At 73.6% G+C, this 21,807-nt stretch carries 14 protein-coding genes; 8 read left to right on the top strand and 6 right to left on the bottom strand.

What is annotated here, in order from left to right; translation table 11 throughout:
• Nucleotides 1–137: 137 nt before the first annotated feature.
• Together ACIQ7M_RS10520 and ACIQ7M_RS10515 are read left to right on the top strand one after the other, a co-directional pair.
• Nucleotides 138–917 (top strand): intradiol ring-cleavage dioxygenase, encoded by a 780-nt coding sequence (locus ACIQ7M_RS10520; RefSeq protein ID WP_403642093.1) that lies wholly within the window; start codon nucleotides 138–140, stop codon nucleotides 915–917.
• Between the two features lie 210 nt (nucleotides 918–1,127).
• Nucleotides 1,128–4,109: a beta-galactosidase gene (locus ACIQ7M_RS10515; protein WP_403642090.1), complete on the top strand. Its 2,982-nt coding sequence runs from the start codon at nucleotides 1,128–1,130 to the stop codon at nucleotides 4,107–4,109.
• 11 nt (nucleotides 4,110–4,120) lie between these two features.
• On the opposite strand, the gene ACIQ7M_RS10510 is transcribed toward ACIQ7M_RS10515, so the two are convergent.
• From ACIQ7M_RS10510 to ACIQ7M_RS10500, 3 genes are all read right to left on the bottom strand, one after another.
• Nucleotides 4,121–5,623 (bottom strand): alpha-N-arabinofuranosidase, encoded by a 1,503-nt coding sequence (locus ACIQ7M_RS10510; RefSeq protein ID WP_403642087.1) that lies wholly within the window; start codon nucleotides 5,621–5,623, stop codon nucleotides 4,121–4,123.
• 314 nt (nucleotides 5,624–5,937) lie between these two features.
• The gene (locus ACIQ7M_RS10505) at nucleotides 5,938–6,855 is read right to left on the bottom strand and encodes an SMP-30/gluconolactonase/LRE family protein (protein ID WP_403642084.1); all 918 of its coding nucleotides are present in this window, start codon (nucleotides 6,853–6,855) and stop codon (nucleotides 5,938–5,940) included.
• The gene (locus ACIQ7M_RS10500; RefSeq protein WP_386983581.1) at nucleotides 6,852–7,625 is read right to left on the bottom strand and encodes an IclR family transcriptional regulator; all 774 of its coding nucleotides are present in this window, start codon (nucleotides 7,623–7,625) and stop codon (nucleotides 6,852–6,854) included. The genes ACIQ7M_RS10505 and ACIQ7M_RS10500 overlap by 4 nt, the downstream gene beginning before the upstream one ends.
• Before the next feature lie 111 nt (nucleotides 7,626–7,736).
• Here ACIQ7M_RS10500 and ACIQ7M_RS10495 point away from each other — a divergent pair, with 111 nt between their 5' ends.
• Nucleotides 7,737–8,366, top strand: coding sequence for a hypothetical protein (locus ACIQ7M_RS10495; RefSeq protein WP_386983579.1), 630 nt, complete (start codon nucleotides 7,737–7,739; stop codon nucleotides 8,364–8,366).
• A 34-nt stretch (nucleotides 8,367–8,400) separates the two neighbouring features.
• On the opposite strand, the gene ACIQ7M_RS10490 is transcribed toward ACIQ7M_RS10495, so the two are convergent.
• Nucleotides 8,401–9,288, bottom strand: a complete 888-nt coding sequence (locus ACIQ7M_RS10490; protein ID WP_403642080.1) for a RimK family alpha-L-glutamate ligase — start codon at nucleotides 9,286–9,288, stop codon at nucleotides 8,401–8,403.
• Nucleotides 9,289–9,525: 237 nt separating this feature from the next.
• On the opposite strand from ACIQ7M_RS10490, the gene ACIQ7M_RS10485 reads away from it, so the two are divergent.
• Nucleotides 9,526–10,623: a MerR family transcriptional regulator gene (locus tag ACIQ7M_RS10485; protein WP_403642243.1), complete on the top strand. Its 1,098-nt coding sequence runs from the start codon at nucleotides 9,526–9,528 to the stop codon at nucleotides 10,621–10,623.
• Between the two features lie 54 nt (nucleotides 10,624–10,677).
• On the opposite strand, the gene ACIQ7M_RS10480 is transcribed toward ACIQ7M_RS10485, so the two are convergent.
• Nucleotides 10,678–11,322 carry a toxin-antitoxin system, toxin component gene (locus ACIQ7M_RS10480; protein WP_355775289.1) on the bottom strand — a complete coding sequence of 215 codons (645 nt, stop codon included), beginning with the start codon at nucleotides 11,320–11,322 and terminating at the stop codon, nucleotides 10,678–10,680.
• Between the two features lie 298 nt (nucleotides 11,323–11,620).
• Between ACIQ7M_RS10480 and ACIQ7M_RS10475 the strand changes: the two genes are divergently transcribed.
• Nucleotides 11,621–13,210 carry an acyl-CoA synthetase gene (locus ACIQ7M_RS10475; RefSeq protein WP_403642077.1) on the top strand — a complete coding sequence of 530 codons (1,590 nt, stop codon included), beginning with the start codon at nucleotides 11,621–11,623 and terminating at the stop codon, nucleotides 13,208–13,210.
• The gene (locus tag ACIQ7M_RS10470) at nucleotides 13,203–14,588 is read left to right on the top strand and encodes a carboxyl transferase domain-containing protein (protein ID WP_403642074.1); all 1,386 of its coding nucleotides are present in this window, start codon (nucleotides 13,203–13,205) and stop codon (nucleotides 14,586–14,588) included. Before ACIQ7M_RS10475 ends, ACIQ7M_RS10470 begins: the two co-directional genes overlap by 8 nt.
• A gap of 217 nt (nucleotides 14,589–14,805) precedes the next feature.
• Here the strand turns inward: ACIQ7M_RS10470 and ACIQ7M_RS10465 are convergent, their stop codons facing one another.
• Entirely contained in the window at nucleotides 14,806–18,432 is a 3,627-nt protein-coding gene (locus ACIQ7M_RS10465; RefSeq protein ID WP_403642071.1) for a S8 family serine peptidase, read from the bottom strand.
• 438 nt (nucleotides 18,433–18,870) lie between these two features.
• On the opposite strand from ACIQ7M_RS10465, the gene ACIQ7M_RS10460 reads away from it, so the two are divergent.
• Together ACIQ7M_RS10460 and ACIQ7M_RS10455 are read left to right on the top strand one after the other, a co-directional pair.
• The gene (locus ACIQ7M_RS10460) at nucleotides 18,871–19,908 is read left to right on the top strand and encodes a rod shape-determining protein (RefSeq protein ID WP_355765043.1); all 1,038 of its coding nucleotides are present in this window, start codon (nucleotides 18,871–18,873) and stop codon (nucleotides 19,906–19,908) included.
• 53 nt (nucleotides 19,909–19,961) lie between these two features.
• Nucleotides 19,962–21,638: a GAF domain-containing protein gene (locus tag ACIQ7M_RS10455; protein WP_403642067.1), complete on the top strand. Its 1,677-nt coding sequence runs from the start codon at nucleotides 19,962–19,964 to the stop codon at nucleotides 21,636–21,638.
• Nucleotides 21,639–21,807 lie beyond the last annotated feature (169 nt).

The following is a 21,807-nucleotide window of genomic DNA, read 5'->3' as shown; positions in this document are numbered from 1 at the left end:
AGGCCCGGTTTCCAGGCGCCCGGTGCCGATGGCGCAGCACGGCGGGTCGGCAGCGTGTCCGACAAGGAACTTGACGGGCTGCCACTTTGCGGAACACACAGTCCGCCGACAGCATCCCTCCCTACGGTGCCGTGTTCATGACAGACACCCCCACGAAAGACTCGTCAGAGACCCCTGTCGGGCGCCGGACCGTACTGATCGCCGCGGGCGCCTCGGCCGCGGCACTCGCCGTGGCCGCCGCGGCACCCGTCGCCCCCACCCCCGCCCCCGTCACGGCCGACGCGGCCCCCGCGGCGGCGGCCGTCTGCACCCTCACCAAGGAGATGACCGAAGGCCCCTACTACCTCGACGGCCAGCTCGTCCGCGCCGACGTCACCGAAGGCAAGGCGGGCGCCCCGCTCAAGCTGGTGCTCACCGTCGTCGACGACGACACCTGCGTGCCGATCAGCAACGCCCTCGTCGAGATCTGGCACTGCGACGCCCTCGGCGAGTACTCCGGCTTCGTCGGCAACAACGGCCACAGCGAGCCGGACGACGGCACGTTCCTGCGCGGCGGCGTCCTGACGAACGCCTCCGGCGTCGCGAACCTCACCACTGTCTACCCCGGCTGGTACCGGGGCCGCTGCGTGCACATCCACGTCAAGGTGCACACCGACGTCACCCTCACCTCCGACGGCTCCTTCACCGGCGGCCGGGAACTGCACACCGGTCAGCTCTTCTTCAACGAGACGATCACCACGGCGATGGCCAAGGTGTCCCCCTACTCCACCAACAAGGTCACTCGCACCACCCTCGCCCAGGACTCCATCTATGACGACGGGGGCGCCTCCTCCGGCCTCCTGACCCTGACGGCCCTCGGCAGCGGCACGTCCGCCGGCTACACCGGCACGCTGACGCTCGGCGTCGAGACGAGCTGACCCACACCTTCCCCCCACGGAGGCCGGGGGCGGTCCGCGCGACCACGGGCCGCCCCGGCCACGGCCATACCGGGTAATCCCCCCGCGCCGGGGTCGTCGTACGACCATCGAATGACCTGCTCGTGTGGACAATGGCCGCACCTTCCCCCGGCTCCCGGCGCCCACCGGGCGGCGGGGGGACCTCCGTCGCCGTCCCCCGGGAGAACCCGCATGGTGTTGAGCAGACGTACCTTCAGCGCACTCGCCGGTACCGCCGCCCTCGGCCTCTCGCTGAGCGGCAGCGGGAGCGACGAGGCCTGCGCGGCCGGAAGGGCGCCCCTCGCACCCACCGGACCGGCACCCGCGCCGCCCACGGCCGACGGCCGGAGACACACGGTCGGCTTCGACCGCTACTCGATGCTGATCGACGGCCGGCGCCTGGTGATCTGGGCGGGCGAGTTCCACCCGTTCCGGCTGCCCAGCCCGTCGCTGTGGCGGGACGTCCTGCAGAAGATGCGCGCCCACGGCTACAACGCGGTCAGTATCTACGTCGCCTGGAACTACCACTCCCCCGCACCCGGGCAGCACGACTTCACCGGGGTCCGCGACCTCGACCTGTTCCTGCGCACCGCCGCCGAGACCGGGCTGTACGTCATCCTGCGCCCCGGCCCGTACATCAACGCCGAGGTCGACGCGGGCGGCTTCCCCGGCTGGCTGACGGCCACCCCCGGCGTCGCCCGCACCTCCGACCCCGTCTATCTCCGGCACGTCGACGCCTGGCTGACCGCCGTCGACCGCATCGCCGTCCGCCACCTCCACACCGACGGCGGCGGCACGATCGTCCTCTACCAGCTCGAGAACGAGTACGACAACCATGTGACCGAGCCCGCGGGCCGCGACTACATGGCGCACCTGTACGCCAAGGTGCGGGCCGACGGCATCGACGTCCCCCTCTTCCACAACGACAAGGGCAGGAACGGTCACTGGGCCCCCGGCACCTTCGACACGGGCGGCGAGCGCGGGCGTTACCTGTACGGCTTCGACGGCTACCCCTCCCCCTTCAAGACACCACCGGACTGGGGGTACTTCGGCCCCGGCGGCATGAAGGGCGGCTCGACCGCCAGCCCGGACACCCCCGGGTTCATCCCGGAGTTCGGCGGCGGCTGGTTCGACCCGTGGGGCGGCGCCGAGTTCGACGGCCGCGGATACGCCGAGTCCCGCCGTACCCGCGACGCGGCCTACGAGCGGCGCTTCTACCTCACCAACCTCGCCAACGGCATCACGCTCCACAACGTCTACATGACCTTCGGCGGCACCTCCTGGGGCTGGCTGCCCGCGCCGATCGTCTACACGTCGTACGACTACGGGGCCGCCATCGACGAGGCGCGGCAGCCGACCGGCAAGCTCGTCCCGATGCACCAGATCGGCCGGCTGCTCCAGTCGGTGCCCGATCTGGCCAAGCTCGACCGCGCCGAACCGCTCCCCGGCGACGACATGGGGGCGGGCCCCGGCATCAAGGCGTACCACCTGGTCAATCCGGACACCCAGGCGCGCTTCCACGTGCTGCGCAACGACTCCTCCTCCGACGCCGTCGCGACCGTGGCGCTCGCCGGAGCGAGCGTCGAGGTGCCGGTGCCCGGCCTCGACGCGCGACTGCTCGCCGCCGGGATCGCCCTGGGGCGCCGGAAGCTGAACTGGTCCACCGCCCAGCCGATGCTGTGGCTGACCGCGGGACGCCAGGACATCGCCGTGTTCACGGGCCGGACGGGCGAGTCGACGCGCACCTGTCTGGAGGCCACGAGCGAGCCGAGGGTCACCGTGCTCGACGGGGACGCCGGATACGGCTACGAGGACGGGATCCTGCGCGTCGACGCCGTGCTCGGCGGCATCACCCGGGTCCGGGTGGAGGGCGGCGGGGTCACGGCTCCCCTCCTGCTGCTGTTCGCCGACGACGAGAGCTCCCGCCTGCTGTGGCGCCACGACACCCCGTCGGGTCCGGTGCTGGTGCGCGGCCCGGCCCTGCTGCGCACGGCGGTCCTGCGCGGCACGACCGCTCGTCTCACCGGTGACACCGCGGGGACGGCGGACCTGGAGGTGTGGGGGCCGCGCGGGATGGCCGAACTCGTCTGGAACGAGAGCGCTTTGACCGCACACGCCACCTCCTCCGGGAGTCTGCGGGCCGAGCGGCCGCTGGCCGGACCGGGCCCGGTGCGGCTGCCCGCGCTCACCGGCTGGCGCCGGGCCGAGGAGAATCCCGAGGCGGCTCCCGATCACGACGACACGGCGTGGCGGCCGGCGGACCGGACGACCTCGTACGGCGTCACGCCGGTACCCGCCGGGCAACCCGTGCTGTTCGCCGACGACTACGGCTTCCACTACGGAGACGTCTGGTACCGGGGGCACTTCGCGGACGCGGGCGACGCGGACTCGGTCTCCCTGTCCTATGTCACCGGTACCCAGGGGCTGTTGATGGCCTGGCTGGACGGCGAGCCGCTCGGTACGCACCGGATGCCGGTGCCGGACAGGAAGACCGTGCGCAAGGGCACCTGGGCGGCCACCGCCACCTTCCCCGTCCGGCCGCGGGAGCGGCGTTCCCATGTGCTGTCCGTCCTGGTCCGGCGGATGCAGCACGACGAGGACGGCCGGGCCGACGACACACACAAGGCGGCCCGGGGCCTGACGGCCGTCACCTTCGCCGGGGCCTCCCCCGCGGTCCGCTGGCGCATCCAGGGCGAGGCGGCCCCCGACCCCGTGCGCGGACCGCTCAACACCGGAGGCCTGCACGGCGAACGCCACGGCTGGCATCTGCCGGGATTCGCGGACGGCGGCTGGAAGACCGTCGGCTTCCCGCGCGCCGAGCGGCGCCAGGGCGTCACCTGGTACCGCACCGGCTTCCGGCTCGGTGTGGACGGCGGCGTGGACGCGTCGATCGGGCTCACCCTCACGGACGATCCGGCCCGCGCCTATCGTGTGCAGATCTTCCTGAACGGCTGGAACATGGGCCAGTACATCAACGACGTGGGCCCGCAGCACACGTTCATCCTGCCCAACGGGGTGCTTCGCACCCGGGGGCACAACACACTTGCCCTCGCGGTGCTGTCCGACGGGACCACGCCCGCGGGTCCCGGCCGGGTGGAACTGACGCTGCTGGGCAGCGCGGCCGGAGGGGTACCGGTGACACCGGTCGCCTCCCCCGGCCCCGGGAGCACGTAGGGAAGAGGACCCTAGGCGAGCCTGATCACGTTCCAGGACAGCGGCTCCAGGACGGCGCTGAGCGTGCCGTCCCGGAGCGTGGTCCCCTCGACCGGGTGCGGGGTGACCCGCTCCTGGTCGTGCCGGCTGTTGACGGCGTCCGGGTCGGCGTCGGCGAGCGCGCTGTGCTCGACGACCGCCGTCAGCCCCGTCCGCCCCAGGGCGACCTCCAGCGGCAGCGGCTCGGTCCGGCCGCGGTTGACGGCGAAGACGGTGACCGAGCCGTCCTCGGCGCGTACCGCGGTGGCGTGCAGCAGGTCCACCTCTCCGTACTTGCGGGTCGCGTACGTCGGCGAGTCCACCCGGACGTCGAGGACCCGACCGCGCCCGTGGGCGGAGGCCTGGGCGAACGGGTGGAACGTCGTCTGCCGCCAGGCCGGGCCGCCCGGTTCGGTCATGATCGGCGCGATGACGTTGACGAGCTGGGCGAGGCAGGCGACGGCCACCCGGTCCGCGTGCCGCAGCAGCGCGATGAGCAGCGAGCCGAGGACGACCGCGTCCGTGACGGTGTAGACGTCCTCCAGCAGGCGCGGGGCCTCCTGCCAGTCCTCGACCGGGTGTGGGTTCGGCCGGCTCTGGTACCAGACGTTCCACTCGTCGAAGGACAGGTTGATCTTCTTCTTGGACTTCAGTCGGGCGCCCACGTGGTCGCAGGTCGCGACCACGTTCTCGATGAACGACTCTGTGTCGACGGCGGAGGCCAGGAACGAGTCCCGGTCGCCGTCGGTCTCCTCGTAGTAGGCGTGCAGGGAGATGTGGTCGACGAGGTCGTACGTCTCGGCGAGGACCGTCGCCTCCCACGCGGCGAAGGTGGCCATGCCCTGGCCGGACGAGCCACAGGCGACGAGTTCGAGGCCGGGCTCGATCTGCCGCATCGCGCGGGCCGTCTCCGCGGCGAGCCGGCCGTATTCCTCCGCGCTCTTGTGGCCGGTCTGCCAGGGGCCGTCCATCTCGTTGCCGAGGCACCACAGCCGGATGCCGAAGGGGGCCTTGTCGCCGTGCGCGATCCGCAGTTCGGAACGGGCGGTCCCCGAGGGGTGGTTGGCGTACTCCAGGAGTGCCAGGGCCTCGGCGACCCCGCGGGTGCCGAGGTTGACGGCCATCATCGGCTCGGCGCGCGGGCCGATCTTCCGCACGAAGCCGATGAACTCGCCGATCCCGAAGCGGTTGGTCTCGGTGGAGCGCCAGGCGAGGTCCAGCCGTCGGGGCCGCTCCTCGGCGGGGCCCACCGAGTCCTCCCAGTCGTAGCCGGAGACGAAGTTGCCGCCGGGGTAGCGGACGGCGGTGACACCGAGCTCGCGGACGAGCTCCAGCACGTCGGCGCGCAGGCCGTCGGCGTCGGCCGTCGGATGGTCCGGCTCGAAGACGCCGGTGTAGACGCAGCGGCCGAGGTGCTCGACGAAGGAGCCGAAGAGACGGGGGGCGACCTCGCCGACGGTGAAGGCGGGATCGAGAACGAAGCGGGCGGTGCGCATGGTGTCCTTTCGGGGCGCCTGGGGACGGGATGCACTTCCCTCGCCGTTCGACACGCCGTTCGACACGCCGTTCGACATGCCGGACGCCGATCGTGAGGGCGAACGGGACCGTAGACAGGAAGCGCTTACCCGTCAAGGGTTCGCGTGAAAGGGGTTCGCGTGAAAGGGGTTCGCGTGAAAGGGGTTCGCGTCAAAGGGGGTTCACGGAACGGCGGTTCGCGTGAACGGCGGTGGCCGCGAGGTGGGTCGGGGGCCGAGACGTGCGCGTCCCCGCCCGGCGGTCGTCAACCGGGCGGGAACGCGGGGGTGTTCGGCTATCCGGCGAACTCCGGCTGCGGCAGGCCCTTGCCCGCGCCCGGGACGACGAGCAGGGAGCCGGACATCGGGTGCGGCGCCGTGAGGCCCGTACGCGCGGTGGTGATGTACAGGTCGGTGAGGTCGGCGCCGCCGAACGCGCAGGCGGTGGGGCGCCGGACGGGCAGTTCGAGCACCCGGTCCAGCGTGCCGTCCGGCGTGTAGCGGCGGACCGCCCCGCCGTCCCAGAGGGCCACCCAGACGCCGCCCTCCGCGTCCACCGTCAGACCGTCGGGGAAGCCGTCCTCCACGGTGGCGAACGGACGCCTGCCGACGGGCAGTCGATCGTCCCCGATGTCGAACACGTCGATGCGGCGGGTCGGTGAGTCGATGTAGTAGACGCGGCTGCCGTCGGGGCTCCAGCCCGTGCCGTTGCTGACGCTCACGTCGTCGAGGATCGGGCGGACCGTGCCGTCGGGGGCGATCCGCGACAGCGTGCCCCCGCCGGGCGCCTCGTCGTAGCGCATCGTGCCGCACCACAGCGAGCCGTCGGGCGCGACGGCGGCGTCGTTGGCGCGCCGGCCGGGCACGGGCTCCCGGTGCAGCCAGCGGAACGAGCCGCCGGCCGGTGCGGCGGCCCCGGATCCCGCCGCCTCCGAGGCTCCCTCCGGCCCGGTGCCGAAATCGCCGGGCCCGGCGGGACCGTAAAGACCCACGCCGTCACGGAGGTTGACGACCAGGCCGCCGCCCGCGCGGGGCTTGGCCGCGCCCACGTGCTGCTCGGTGGCGAGCACCGTGCGGCGGCCGGAGGCGGGGTCGTACGTGTGGATCCGGGAGCCGAGGATGTCGACCCAGACGAGCCGCCCCGCCCGGGCGTCCCAGGTCGGGCCCTCGCCGAGCGCCGCGTGCGCCCGGACCGCGACCTCGACGGCGGTCACCGCACGTTCCGGTGGCCGAGCCGCTCGGACAGCTCCTCGGCACCCTTGACCGCGAGCTGCTCCAGTTCGGCGCGGCGCTCGTCGCTCCAGCGGATCATCGGTACGGAGATGGAGAGCGCGGCGACGACGTGCCCCGCCCGGTCGCGCACGGGGGCGGCGACACAGCTCACGTCCGGGTTGGACTCACGGCTCTCGACGGCGATCCCGCGCCGGCGGATCTCGGCGAGGGCCTCGCGCAGGGCGCCCGGCTCGGTGATGCTGTTCGGGGTCATCGCCACGAGGTCGGCGTCGTCCGGGACGCGTGAGGTGAGCTCCGGCTCGGAGAGGGAGGCCAGCAGCATCTTGCCGACGGAGGTGCAGTGCGCGGGAAGGCGGCGGCCGGCGGCCGAGACCATGCGCACGGCGTGCGTGGAGTCGACCTTCGCGATGTAGATGACATCGGTGCCTTCGAGGATCGCGACGTGTACGGTCTCGTCGCAGGTCTCGGCGACGGAACGGGCGACCTGCTGGCCCTCGGCCGCGAGGTCGAGCTGCTCGGCGTAGCGGCTGCCGAGCTGGTACGGGCGCACGCCGAGCCGGTAGCGTCCCGGCTGGCCGGGCACCTGCACGATGTACGACCGGGCGGCGAGCGTGGTCACCAGCTCGTGCACGGTGGTGCGCGGAAGCTGGAGCCTGCGCACGATGTCGGGGGCGGAGAGCGTCCCGTCCCCGTCGAGAAAGAGCTCCAGTATGTCCAGAGCCCGGGTCACGGCAGGTACGAGGCGTCCCACAGCCGACCCCTCCCTTTTGTTCGAAATTTCAACAGACGATCGGGATGACGAACACAGGCTAGTCATTCGCCCGGGGGCGGGCAATGGTTTGCGGGGGCCGGGTGCGCGACCATGGAGCCCATGCCGGCCAGACGCCCCGCCACGCCCTTCACCCCGCTCGACTTCCAGCTCGTCCTGCTGCGCCGCATGGCCGACCACAACCCCGGCCCGGTCGAGGACGCCCGTCACGAGCTGGGCGTGTCCGTCGCGGACATGCGCGAGGCCAACCGGCGCTGGCAGGCGATGCTGCGCACCCCGCGGGGCCGCTCCGCCGCCTCACGCCACCGTTCGGTCCTCGGCGCCCCCGAGTCGGTGTCCGAGCGCCGGATCGGCGACCTGACCTGCGAGGCCCTGCGCTGGCCTGTGCCGTTGTGGCCCGGCCTGCGCTTCGAGGTCCTGCTCGCCCCGAACGGCGTCGTCTGGAACGAATGGCTGGTACGGGCCCCTGGCGCCCCCGCCCCGACGCTGGAGACCCTGGAGGATCTGACCCCCTGGAGCTGCACGGTCGACGAGGTGGCCCGCGCCTTCGCCCCCGCCCGGCCCCTGGAGGGCACGGCCCCGACCCGGTGGGGTCTGGCCTTCACGGCGCCCGACGCGTCGGGCGTGCCGCACGCGTGCGCGGCGGAGTTCACCTGGGGGCTGCTGCAACGGGTGGGGGTCAAGGGGCCCGTACCGGAGGAACCCGAGGCTTCCGGCCGGTAGGGCCTCGGGATCCCGGCCGCCGGCGCAAGGACGCTCAGCGGGCGGCGGCCTCGATGATCCGGTCCACGACGACGGGCAGCGACCCGGGGTGCAGCCACAGGAAGAGGTTCGGCTCGACGAGTTCCAGCTCCATCAGCCGGGGCTCGCCGTCCTCGCCGTCGACGAGGTCGACACGGGCGTAGAGCACACGGTCCGCGCCGCCCGGAACGGCGGCCAACGCCTTTTCGGCGACGGCCAGTTCGGCCGCGGTCGGCTCCCAGACCTCCAGGCGCGGGTGGGGCGTCTTGTCCGCGTCGTAGGGTGTCCCGGGCTCCAGCACGGCTCCCTTGCGGCTGGCGTGCAGCAGCCGTCCGCCGAAGAACTGGAGCGCCCGCTCGCCCCGGACGTCGATGCCGGTCACATAGGGCTGGACCATGGCGGTCAGCCCTTCGGCGTGCATCCGGGCGAGCTGCGCGAGCGCCGTCTCCCGCTCCTTCGGCGTGTACCGGGCGGCGTAGCGCGCCCCCGCCCCCGCCGTGGGCTTCACGACGAACTCGTGCCCGCCGGGCAGGTCGACCGGGTCCCCGGGCGCGAGATACCGGGTCGGCACCACCGGCACCCCCGCGTCCGCCAGGTCACCGAGATACCGCTTGTCCGTGTTCCACCGCACGACCGCCGCCGGATTCATCAGCCGGGTGAGCCCCGCGCACCGCTCGGCCCACCCCACGAACTCGGCCACGCGCCGGCTGTAGTCCCAGGTCGACCGGATCAGTGCCAGGTCGAAACCCGCCCAGTCGATCGAGGGATCGTCCCAGTGCACGATCTCCGCCACCGCCCCGGCGTCCTCCAGGGCTCCCCTCACCACGGGCAGGTCCCGGTCCGCGCCGGGCTCCTCGCCCGGGTCGTAGGTGACGAGCGCGATACGGGCCACAACGGACTCCATCCTCGTACGGCACCGGCACGGCACCGGCACACGGTCCCGGACGCGCCCCATCGGTGCGCCGTCCCGGGCCCCGCCGCAGGCTAACAACCTCCCCCGCTCCCGGGCCGGGCCACACTTGACCTTCACCAAGGGGCAGGGCCCAGCATCGATGACGGAACGAGGAACCGGGACCGGATCCGAGCCGCGTGCGGCCCGGGTGCGGCCCGGGCACGGGAGCGACGGGGTGGACACGTGGACATGCTGACGATCGGGGCCTTCGCGAAGGCCTCCCGGCTGTCGCCCAAGGCGCTGCGGCTCTACGACGAACTGGAGCTGCTGCGCCCCGCCCGGGTGGACCCCGGGACCGGGTACCGCTACTACGCGACCGAACAGCTCGGCCGGGCCCGGCTGGTGGCGTGGCTGCGGCGGCTCGGCATGCCGCTCGCCAGGATCCGGCTGGTGTGCGCCCTGGAACCGGGGCCGGCCGCGCGGGAGATCGGCGCGTACTGGGCCGGGGTCGAGGCCGAGACGGCCGCCCGCCGGGATCTGGCGGCGTTCCTCGTGGACCAACTGTCACCGTCCCCAGGGAAGGACACCACCATGCTGGAACTCCGTTGCTCCGCTCTCACCGACACCGGTCTGGTCCGCGAGGCGAACCAGGACAGCGTCCACGCGGGCGCCCGCGTCCTCGCGGTCGCCGACGGCTGCGGGCCGGGCGGTGGACCCGCGAGCACGGCGGCCGTACGGGCCCTGACGTTCCTGGACGACGAACCGCTGTCGGCCGGTGGCGTGCTCAACCTGCTGGAGGACGCCGTGGAGGGCGCGGCGCGGGCGGTGGCGGACCTGGTGCCGCGGCACGCCCCGGCGGGGGCCCCGGACGGCGGCGGCACCGGCAGCACGCTCACGGCCCTGGTGTGGACCGGCTCCCAGCTCGCGCTCGTCCACATCGGGGACTCCCGGGCCTATGTGCTCCGCGACGGCGGGCTGTTCCGGATCACCCACGACCACACGGTGGTCCAGTCGATGATCGACGAGGGCCGCCTCGCCCCGGAGGAGGCGGCCACGCATCCGCAGCGCGCCCTGCTGCTCAAGGCCCTGGGCAGCGCCGCGTCCGTACCGGATCTGCGGCTTCAGGACGTCCGGCCGGGCGACCGCTATCTGCTGTGCTCCGACGGCCTGTCCACCGTCGTGCCGGAGGAGGGGATCGAGCGGCTTCTCGCGTCGGCGCCCGATCCGGACACGGCCGTCCGGGCCCTGGTCGGGGCGGCGAACGACGCGGGCGGGCCGGACAACGTCAGTTGCGTGGTCGCGGACGTGGTCGAGGCGACCCGTCCGGCCGGACTCCGGGTCGGCTAGGGCCTGTCCGGCCGCACTCCGGGTCGGCTAGGCCCGTCCGGGCGGGCCCGCGGGTCAGTCCTGGGGCCTGCGGTAGCCGAGGGAGGCCTCGATGGCGCGGCTCACCGGGTCGACGGGGGCGTGGTCGCCGGGGCCGGTCACCCAGGAACGGAAGACACTCGCCAGTTGCAGGCCGAAGGCCTCGGCCTGCGCCTCGTCCGCCTGACGCGAACCGTCGCGGGCGGCGACGGCACGCGCGACCTCCTGCCGGAACGGCGTCGCCCGCGGCCCCTGTTCGTGCCAGCGGGAACGGTCCGAGAGAGCGGCCCGTGCCACGGCCGTCGCCCCGTCCACGTGGTGGTCGCGGTGGCCTTCCCTCATGTGCCACAACTCGTGCCCGAGGATGACGAGTTGCTGCACCGTCTCGGCGCGCTCCTCGACGACGACGAGGTCGAAGTCGCTGAACTCCATCCATAGACCGGTGACTTCGATCTCGTCGGGGAAGCGCTCGAAACGGAGCTGGACCGGACGGCCGCCGCGGCGCCGGCTCATCTCCTCGCAGAGGGCCTGCGCCAGCTCCCGCATGTCGACGGGCGTATCGATCCTTCTCCGCAGTACCCGGCCGAGCTCCACCGCCAGCGCCCGCATCTCGGAGCGGGCTCCGCGCGGCCGCAGCGCCGCCACGAACCTTCCGACGGAGCCGGCAGGCCTCGTCGTCATCGCTCCGCCTCCTCACCGTCCGGCAGGACCGCGGGAAGGTGCGGCGGGGACTCACTCACCAAAGGTCTCCCGGCAGTTGACTCGTCAAGTTGTGACGCGAGCCCGACACTACGTGTCCGGGTCCGTCCACGCCACGGTTCCCCGGCGATCGTTCCCCGTTTCGCGGCGATCCTTACGGAGCCTGCGCTCCCCCTCCACGTCCTCGGCGCGATCGCGCGGCCGACCGCCCGGTCCGGGATTCCGATCGTGTAGGAAGAGCGTGTCCCTCCCGGTGAAGTCCTCTCGGCAAGGAGTCCTCGTGTTCTCCCTCTTCCCGGCCCTGGTGAGCGGCTCGGTCGCGGACCGGTCCGCGCTGCGCTTCGGCGATCGGTCCCTGACGTACGCGGAACTGGCCGCCTCGGCGCAAGCGCTGGCCGCGCGGCTCGACGGCGCCGGGAGGGTCGCCGTCTGGGCCACGCCGGCCCTGGAGACGGCCGTGGGTGTCGTCGCGGCGCTGCTCGCCGGGGTGCCGGCCGTGCCGCTGAACCCGAGGTCGGGGGAGACGGAACTCGGCCACATCCTGCGCGACAGCACGCCGTCCCTGGTGCTCGCGGCCCCGGGTGACCGGCTGCCCGCGCCGCTCGGGGGGCTGGAGCGCGTGGATGTCGAGGTGAACGCCGAGGCGGCGCCGACCCGAGCGGAGTCGGCGGCAGCCACGGGGGCCGGGGGCCCCGCGGGCGCACGGGCCGGGAGCCCCGCGGGTGCAGAGGCCGGGAGCCCCGGGGATGCGGGCGTCGTCGGCTCCGGCGCGGTCACCGACCCCGCCGCCCCCGCCCTGATCGTCTACACGTCCGGCACCACCGGCCCGCCCAAGGGCGCGGTCATCCCGCGCCGGGCGATCGCCGCGACCCTGGACGCCCTGGCCGACGCCTGGCAGTGGACCGGCGACGACGTGCTGGTGCACGGCCTGCCGCTGTTCCACGTGCACGGGCTGATCATCGGCGTCCTGGGCCCGCTGCGGCGCGGCGGGTCCGTGCGGCATCTGGGCCGGTTCAGCGCGGAGGGCGTGGCACGGGAACTGGGCGCCGGGGCGACCATGCTGTTCGGGGTGCCGACGATGTACCACCGGCTCGCCGAGGCGCTCGGCGAGGACCCCGCGCTCGCCAAGGCGCTGGGCGGGGCGCGGCTGCTGGTGTCGGGCTCCGCCGCGCTGCCCCTGCACGACCACGAGCGGATCAGTGCCGCGACCGGGCGGGGGGTCGTCGAGCGGTACGGCATGACGGAGACCCTGATGAACACGAGCGTCCGCGCCGACGGGGAGGTCCGCCCCGGCACGGTGGGCGTGCCGCTGCCCGGCGTCGGTCTGCGGCTCGTCGAGGAGGACGGGACGGCGATCGCCTGGTACGAGGCCGACGGCACACCGGCCGGGGCGTACGCCGGCGAGCGTGTGGGCGAGATCCAGGTGCGCGGGCCGAACCTCTTCACCGAGTACCTGAACCGGCCCGACGCCACGGCCGCCGCGTACACCGCCGACGGCTGGTTCCGCACCGGCGACATGGCGGTCCTCGACCCCGACGGCTCGGTCCGCATCGTCGGCCGCAAGGCCACCGACCTGATCAAGAGCGGCGGTTACAAGATCGGCGCGGGCGAGATCGAGAACGCGCTCCTCGAACACCCCGGGGTGCGTGAGGCCGCCGTCGCCGGGGAGCCGGACGCCGACCTCGGTGAGCGCGTCGCCGCCTGGATCGTCCCGCTCGACCCCCAGGCGCCGCCGTCCGCGGACGAGCTGGCCGACCACGTGGCCCGGCGGCTCGCCCCGCACAAACGGCCGCGCACCGTGCGCTTCCTGGCGGAGCTGCCGCGCAACGACATGGGCAAGATCCTGAAGCGGGAGCTGCCGCGTGACTGAACGGATCTCGGCCCGAGAGGCCATCGCCCTGGTCACCGACAGTTTCGCCGAACTCCCTTCCCCCGAAGGCGAGTTCCCGCACGATGGTCCGCTCTCCTGGAAGGGGTACGGCGACGCGCGGGCGCGTGCGGCGGCCCGTACCGGCGAGGAGGAGTCCGTCGTCTGCGGTACCGCGACGTTCGGGACGGCGAGTTTCGGCACCACGATTGACGGCAGGGATCCGCTCGGTCCGGTCACCGCCGTCCTCGTCGCCTTCGAGTTCGGCTTCCTCGGCGGTTCCCTCGGCGAACGCACCGGGGACCGTCTGGAGGCGGCCTACGACCACGCCCGTACGCACCGGCTGCCGGTCGTCTCGCTCGTCGCCACGGGCGGCAGCCGGATGCAGGAGGGCATGCTCGCGCTGACCCAGCTCCAGCGGGTGGCACGGCAGTCGGCGCTGGTCAGGGAGGCGGGGCTCGCGCAGATCGCGGTGCTGCGGGACCCGACGACGGGAGGGGGCTGGGCCACGCTCGGCGCGGGCGCCGATGTGACCCTGGCGCTGCCGGGCGCCCAGGTCGCCTTCGCGGGCTCCCGGGTCCGCCCGCCCGACGCGGACCCGGCCGCGTACACCGCCGAGGCGCAGGTCGCGGCGGGCTCGGTCGACGCCCTCGTGCCGAAGGACGGGCTGCGGGAGGCGCTCGCCCTGTGGCTGGACCTGCTGACCCTGCCCGCCGTCGGGGCGGCGCCCGTCCCGGCGGCGCTGGGTGACGCGACCGACCCGCCCGCGACGGGCTGGGAGGCGGTGCGGCGGGCCCGGTCCGCCGGACGCCCGCGCGCCGAGGCCTACTTGGACGCGTACTTCACCCGCCGGGCGGCGATCGGCGGCGACCGATGCGGCGGCACCGACGACGGCGTGCTGTGCGGCTTCGGCCGCGCGCGCGACGGGCGGACCGTCGCATACGCCGCCCAGCGCGGGACCCCCACCCGTCCCGCCGGATACCGCACGGCGGCCCGGCTGGTGCGGATGGCGGGACGGCTCGGCATCCCGGTCCTGACGCTGGTGGACACCCCGGGCGCCGCGAACGACGCCCTCGCCGAGCGGCAGGGGGCCGGTTCGGCGATCGCGGACCTGTTCGCGGCGGTCGCCACCGCCCGGACGCCCGTCACCACCCTGGTGATCGGTGAGGGCGGCTCGGGCGGTGCGCTGGCGCTGGCCGCTCCCGGCAACACCTGGGCCACGCCGGACAGTTACTTCTCCGTCATCGCGCCGGAGTCGGCGGCCGCGATCCTCAAGCGGCCCGCCGACGAGGTCCGGGCGACGGCCGCCCAGCTCCGGGTACGGCCGCAGGACCTGCTGGACCTGGGAGTGATCCGGGGCATCTCGCCGCACCGCCCCTGACGGCGAACGGACGGCGGCCGCCGGCTCCTCACTCCCGGGAGGACCCGACGGCCGCCTGCTCACGCGGGCGCCACGAGGGTGGGCGCCCGCTCACACGGGCACCACGGCACCACGGCGGTGGCCGCCCGCTCTCCGTGCCGCCGCCGTGGCGGCGTGCCGGAGGGAAGGGACCGGGCGGCGGGCTCCCGCCCCGGGCGGCCCGCCACCCGGCGACCGGTCACCGGACACCCACCGCCCGGATGATCTCCTGGCTGACCGAGCCGCCCCGGTCGTCGTGGGCGGAGGCCCGCAGCGACACGAACGCGGCGCCGCGCGGGACGTTCAGCGTGCCCTTCCAGCGCGCCGTGCCGCCGCCGCTCAGCGGGACGGTCTTCCAGGTGGCCCCGTCGTCGTAGGACACCTCCAGCTTTCCGCCGCCGAGGGTGCCGGTGTCCGGCGCGCCCTTCACGTACTCGGCGTGGATGCCGACCGGCACCCGGCCGCCGCGCACGTCGCCCGCGAGGTCGGTGTCGATGTCGTAGCCGAGGTTGACGAGCGGGAGGAAGGTCCAGCGGTCGTCGGGGGTGGCCGCCGAGCGGACGGTCCACTCGGTGTGGCCCTTGGTGGAGAGCTTCCAGCGCTCGGGGTCGAGGGTCGTGTCCGTGACGACCTTGTAGGTGTGCTCGTCGGCGGGCGCGTCCCAGACGTATCCCGCGGAGCTCTGTCGCCGGGCGAGCAGGACACCGTCCTGGTAGACCGCGGTGAACTGCGTCATCCCGGTGTCTTCGCTCCACACGTCGCCGAAGCCGGTGTGGTCGGGCCCGGAGTCGCCCCAGCCGGGCGTGTTGAACTGGATGACGTTGCCCGCGCGCTGCTGGCCCCAGCCGAGTCCGGTGCCGAGCCAGGGGTGCCAGACGGGCTTGAACCAGTTCAGGGTCCGGTGGGCGCCGCCCCGGTAGGCGACCAGGCCGCTGCGTTCCTCCAGCGCGCCCGTCCCGACGTTCACGGACTCCATCCAGGTCTGTCCGGTGCCGGTGGAGACGTAGTCGGTGCGCTCGGCCGGGTAGTCGATCCGCTCCTGGAAGCCGAGTCCGATGGGGAAGGGGTCGACGATCGAGTAGCGGTACTCGCTGCCCGAGACGGGCTTCACCGCGTGGAACTTCGTGTCCAGCACGGCCAGTTCATTGTTGCCGGGCTCGTAGGTGAGGCTCCGGTCCGGGACGGCTCCCGTGTAGCCGTGCGAAAGGTCGTACACGTACGGCGAGTTGCGGGTGCCGGTCATGTCGACGGTCCGCTTCGCGCGCAGCCGTGCCGCGTCCGCCGTGTCGACCGTGGCGACCTGAAGCGGCCGGTCCTCGTAGGCGTCCGTACCGAACCAGGCGTTGAGGCGTCCCGGCGAGTCGTCGGTGACGAACAGGGCTTTGGCGCCCGCGTCCTGGGCCGCCTGGGCGAGCGCGGCCGGCGAGACGCCGTCGGTGAGTCTCGCGAGCGCGGCCTTGCCGCTCACGCCGGTGAACGGTCCGCTTCCGACGTCGACCAGCGGCAGCCTGGTGCGGCCCTCGGTCAGCGTGGTTCCCGGCTGGACGACCGTCTCCTTGACGCCCTCGACCTCGAGGAGCGGCTTCCCCAGCCGCCACACGGTCCGGTAGGCGAAGGTGCCCTCGGTGACCTTCTTGGTCGGGGCGGCGAAGACGCTGTCGTACTTGATGGGGAGTTGGACCGCGTCGAACAGGTCGGAGCCGCCGCCGGCGCGGTCGTACTCCATGATCAGTTGCCGGGTCTCGGTACGCCGGCCGACCTTGGCGCTGATCTCCCGCAACGCCCTTCCGTCCAGGGTGACTTCGCGGTCCTGGTCGAGGGCGATCTGGGGTGCGGCGAGGAAGCCGAGGCCGAGGGAGTCTGCGCCGTGGCTGCCGCGCACGTCGAGGAAGGACGTGAGGCTGTACGTGCCGGGGCGCAGCCGCAGCTTCAGCGTGCCGGAGTCGTCGACGGCCGTCGAGTACGCGTCGACGTCCTTCGCGAGCTGCTGCACGACGAGGTAGGCCGCGCTCGGGCCGCCGTCCCGGTCCTTCACATGGACGGTGAGCGTGTACCGCTCCTCCTCCTTGACCAGCCCGAAGGCGGTGTGCGCGACGGGGGTGCCGTCCACCGACGCCACGATCCGCCCCGAGGTCTGGCCCACGGGCGCCTTCCGGCCGTCGCCGGTGAGCGTGGTGGAGGCGGTGCCGTGCGCGGGCACCGTGAGCGTGGTGTCGGCGAGGGTGGCGACACCCTCGCCGGCCCCCTCCGCGGCGAGCGTCAACTCCACCGCCGCGTCGGAGGAGTTGGAGTAGGTGATCGTCCTGGTGACGGGCTTGTCGTCCTCGTAGGGCCAGCCGACGAAGCCGAGGTCGACGCTGCCCGTGGCGGTGACCTTCGCGTCGACGACGTCCGGGACGCTCACCCGGCCGGCGCCCAACCGGTAGGCGGAGGCGTCGAGTTCCTCGGAGGTGGACATCAGCGCGTCCTTGAGCCGCGCGCCGGTCCAGTCGGGGTGTTCCTGGGCGAGCAGCGCGGCCGCACCGGCGACGTGCGGGGTCGCCATCGACGTACCGCTCATGGAGGTGTAGTAGCCGCTGCCGCTCACGAGTTGGGAGCGGGCGGCGAGGATGTCGACGCCGGGGGCGGAGAGGTCGGGCTTGAGCGCGTTGTCGCCGTAGCGGGGTCCGGCGCTGGTGAAGTAGGCGGCCTCGTCGGCGGAGTCGACCGCGCCGATGGTCAGGGCGGAGTCGGCGGCGCCGGGCGAGCCGATGGAGGAGGGGGCGCCGGTGTTTCCCGCGGCGATGACGAAGAGGGCGCCGGTCTCCTTCGAGAGGGTGTCGACGGCCGCGGCCATGGGGTCGGTGCCGTCGCTCGGCTCGGTCGAACCGAGGCTCATCGAGACGACCTTGGCGTGCACGTCGCGCGCGGCCCACTCCATGCCGGCGATGATCTGCGACTCGCTGCCCGAGCCCTCGTCGCTGAGCACCTTGCCGACGGCGAGCGTGGCCTCGGGGGCGACGCCCTTCTCCTGGCCGTCGGAGGCGGCGCCGCTGCCGCCGACGGTGGAGGTGACGTGCGTGCCGTGCCCGTTGCGGTCGGCGACCTCCTCCCCGTCGATGAAGCTCTTGGTCTGCGCGACCCGGCCGGCGAGGTCGGGGTGGCTCGTGTCGACGCCGGTGTCGAGGACGGCGACGGTCACGCCCTTGCCGGTGAGCCCGGTCTCCCATGCCTTCGGGGTGCCGATCTGCGCGTTGCTCTCGGCCATGTCGGCCTTGACGCGTCCGTCGAGCCAGACCTTGCCGATCCCGGCCTGCCGGGTCATCGCCTTCCAGAAGGTCCGCCCCTTGTCCGCGTCGACGGCCGCGCCGCGGATGCTCGGCAGGGACCGCGTCCGCTCGGCTCCGCCCGGGACCGTGGTGCGTGCCTTCGGGTCGTACGTCACGATCAGCGGCAGCTCACCGGTCTGCCCGTCGGTGAGCCCCTGCCGTATCAGCTCGCTGACGTCGAACAGCCGCCGGTCGAGGGTGCCGGCCTTCAGGTACGGCAGCGCCTCGTCCGGTACGACGGTGACGGTGCCGTTCGCGACCTGGGTGCGCACGGCCCCCGTGGCCCCTCGGGGACGTACGACGGAGACGGTCCTCTTCCCGCCGCCGACGTCGGTGACGGTGACCTTGTCCCCGGTCACGAGGGTGACGGTGTGCGCGGCGATGGCGGCCTTCGCCGCGGCCGGGGCGGCGGTGGTGCCGGCCGCGGCCTGCGCGCCGGCCCGGCCCGCGGGCAGCAGCGCGAACACGAGCCCGGCCGACAGCAGCGCCGCCGGTCGTATCAGTGGTCCTCTGGTCATTCATGGCCTCTCTTCGTCGGCCGTGCGCGCACCGGGCAGGGGGTGGCGCCCGGTACTTGCGAAGAGTGTCGGGGGGCTTGTGTTGCCGTGACATTGACGGAGCCTGGCGGGAAGGCGCCCTGGCGGCTTCCCGCCAGGACATGCCGGTAGGAGCCGCAGAAACTGGGACAGCGTCAAATGGCTTGTGCGGCAACGCCGTTGCGTCAGGGAACCGTCCGGGCGCTCCCGGCGCCCGGCGACGGAGGCCCGGGGCCGGGCTCCGTGGGTTCGACCCGGCGAGCGGCTCGCGGGCGCGTCCTGGCTCCCTCCAACCACCCGTACGGCGGTACCTCGCCCGGCGGCCCAAAAGGGGCGCGGGCCCGGTCGCGCCCGCAGGATGCGAGTCAAGGACCGCCGCCCGGCGGAGCCCCACGGTCTGCGCTCTCGGGAGGGCCTGCCATGACCGCCAGTCTGGAGCAGCTTCGCCGCTGTCACTTCGCCGTCGACCTGGGCGCGGCGCGGACCCGTGTATGGGTGCGGGGCGCGGGCCTGGTCGTCGACCAGCCGAGTGTCGCGGCGATCAACACGAAGACGGGCGCGCTGATCGCGGTCGGGGAGTTCGCGGAGCGGATGACGGGCCGCACCCCCGAGTACATCCGGGTGGTGCGCCCGGTGTCCGGCGGCACCGTCGTCGACATCGACATGGCCCAGCGGATGCTGCGACAGCTCCTGGGGGACAAGGTCCGGCGCACCCTGCGCCGCAAGCCCCGGCTGCGGGCCGCGGCCTGCACCCCGCACGACGCGGGCCCGCTGGCCCAGCGCGCCACGATCGAGACGCTGGTCGGGCTCGGGGCGCGGCGGGTCGAGCTCGTCGACACCCTCATCGCGGCGGCGGTCGGCTGCGGGCTGCCCGTCGAACGTCCCGAGGCCACCATGATCATGGTGTGCGGGGCCGCCGCGACCCAGCTCGCCGTGCTGTCACTGGGCTCGATCGTCACCGCCGAGCGCATCCCGGTCGGCGGTGAGGCCGTCGACCACGCGATCGTGCAGCACCTGCGCCACCAGCACGAGCTGATGCTGCCGAGTCAGGCCGTACGGCCCCTGCAGCTCGCCCTCTCCGGGAACGGGCTGACCCCGCACGGGCCGGCCCTGACCGAGATCCACGGGCGGGACGTGGCGACCGGGCTGGCGCGTTCGGTGAAGGTCGACACCGCCGCCGTCCGCATGGCGATCGAGACGCCGCTGACCGCCGTACTGGACGGAATCGGCAAGGTGCTGCGGTCCTGCCCGCCCGATCTGGTGGCGGACGTCGCCGACCGCGGGATCATGATGGTCGGCGGCAGCGCGCTGCTCCCCGGGCTCGACCAGATGCTCCGGCAGGCGACCGGTGTGCCCGTCCACATCGCCGAGCGGCCCGAACTCTGTGCCGTGCAGGGCCTCGGCTACATGCTGGAGGGCAAGATCGAGCCGATGATCCTGAACCCCCTGGCCAACTGACGCACCGGCGGACCGGCGAACCGGTGTCCGAGGGGCCTCGTACGACCGACCCGGTGCCCGGACTCCCGCCCCTGCTGGAGGCGGTCCTCAGCGTCGGCACCGAACTCGAACTGCGCGCGACCCTCCAGCGGATCGTGGACGCCGCCGCCGAGCTGACCGGGGCCCGGTACGCGGTGCTGGGCATGCGGGACCCCGCGCGGGACGGGCTGGTACGCATCCGCACGGCGAGTCCGCACCTCCCGGGGACGGACCCTCCGTCGGGGGAGCCCCGGACGTCCAGGGGGTCGGGGGAGCCCGGGGTGTCCGGGGCGTCCGGGGCGTCCGAGGAGCCCGGAGAGTCTGAGGTGTCCGGGGAGTCCGGGGAGTCCGGGGAGCCCAAGGAACCCGAGGAACCCGGGGTGTCCGAGGAGTCCAGGGCCTCCGCGGAAGCCTTGCCGTCGGAGGAGTCCCCGGCCTCCGAGGAGCCCCCCTCCCCCGGTCACCGTGAGCCGTGGGAAGTCGACATCTGTCTGGACGTTCCCATCCGGGTCGACGACGAGGTGTTCGGCAACCTCTGTCTCGCGGACAAGTCCACCGGGCCCGTGACCCGCGAGGACGAGCAGGTGGTGCGCCTGCTCGCCACGCAGGCCGGTATCGCGATCGCCAACGCCCGGCTGTACGAGACGGCCCGCCAGCGGGAGCGCTGGATCGAGGGCGCCGCCGCCGTCACCACGACCCTGCTCAGCGGCGGGACCGCGGCCGACGCGCTGACCACGGTCGCCGAACGCGCCAGGATCCTCGCGGAAGCCTCGGCGGGGATCATCCTCGAGCCCACGGCCGAGGGCGGCATGGAGATCGTGGTCGCCTCCACCCCCGGGGACCCCGCCGGCCTCGTGGGCACCACCATCGCACCCGGCAGCCCCGGTCTCGAACAACTCCTCGGCGGGGAGCCGGTGTTCATCGAGGACTCGGCGACCGACCCGCGGATGACGACCCCCGTACGGTCCCGGTTCGGGCCGAGCATGATGCTGCCCCTGCAGACCGAGGGCCGGCTCATCGGCACGCTGGCCCTGCCGCGCGGGCGGGGCGACCGCCCGTACACCGAGGTCGAACGCCTGCTGGCCACCCAGTTCGCCTCGCAGGCCGCGCTCGCCCTGGTCCTGGCCGACGCCCGGCACGGCCGTGAACTCCTCGCGGTCTACGAGGACCGCGACCGTATCGCCCGTGACCTGCACGATCTCGTCGTACAGCGTCTCTTCGCGACCGGCATGATGCTGGAGTCGACCCAGCGCAGGAACGCCGCGAACGAGGGCGGCGACGGGGAGGCGGAGGAGGTGTCGGCGACCCTCGGCCGGGCGGTCGACGAACTCGAGGCCACGGTCCAGGAGGTACGCACCGCCATCTTCGCGCTGCAGCAGCCGCCGGCCGACGCCCCCACCACGTTCCGCGGCAAGGTCCTGCGCGAGACCGCCGGCGCGGCGGCGGTCCTCGGCGTCCAGCCGTCCACCCGGTTCACGGGCCCGGTGGAGAACAGGATCACGGACCCGGTGGCGGGCCGGCTGCTCTCCGTGCTGCGGCGCGCCCTGGCCGCCGCCTCGCGACGATCCGGGGTGTCGCGCATCGAGGTCGCCGTCGATGTGACGGTGACCCTGCCGGACGGCCGTCCCGGCGTCCGCCTGACCGTCCGCGCCGACGGCACTCCGAACGGCGCCTCGGCAGACCCGGACGTCACCTGGCAGTCACCGCTGTGACAGCCAGGAGCGGTGAAGGGCGGCCCCGGTCTCCGGCGATGGCGGTGGAGGGCGGGCCCCGGTCTCCGGCGGGGGCGTACAACCGTCCGGCGCGGGCGCGATCCCCGTCGTACGCAGCAGCGCGGCCCGGCGGTGACGGCCGGACACACCGTCCGGACAGGACACGGCC

This window comes from Streptomyces sp. NPDC096324, assembly GCF_044763015.1.
Taxonomy (GTDB): Bacteria; Actinomycetota; Actinomycetes; order Streptomycetales; family Streptomycetaceae; genus Streptomyces.
Note: the sequence above shows the minus strand (reverse complement) of the source record. Positions and strands in the feature narration are given on the sequence as shown.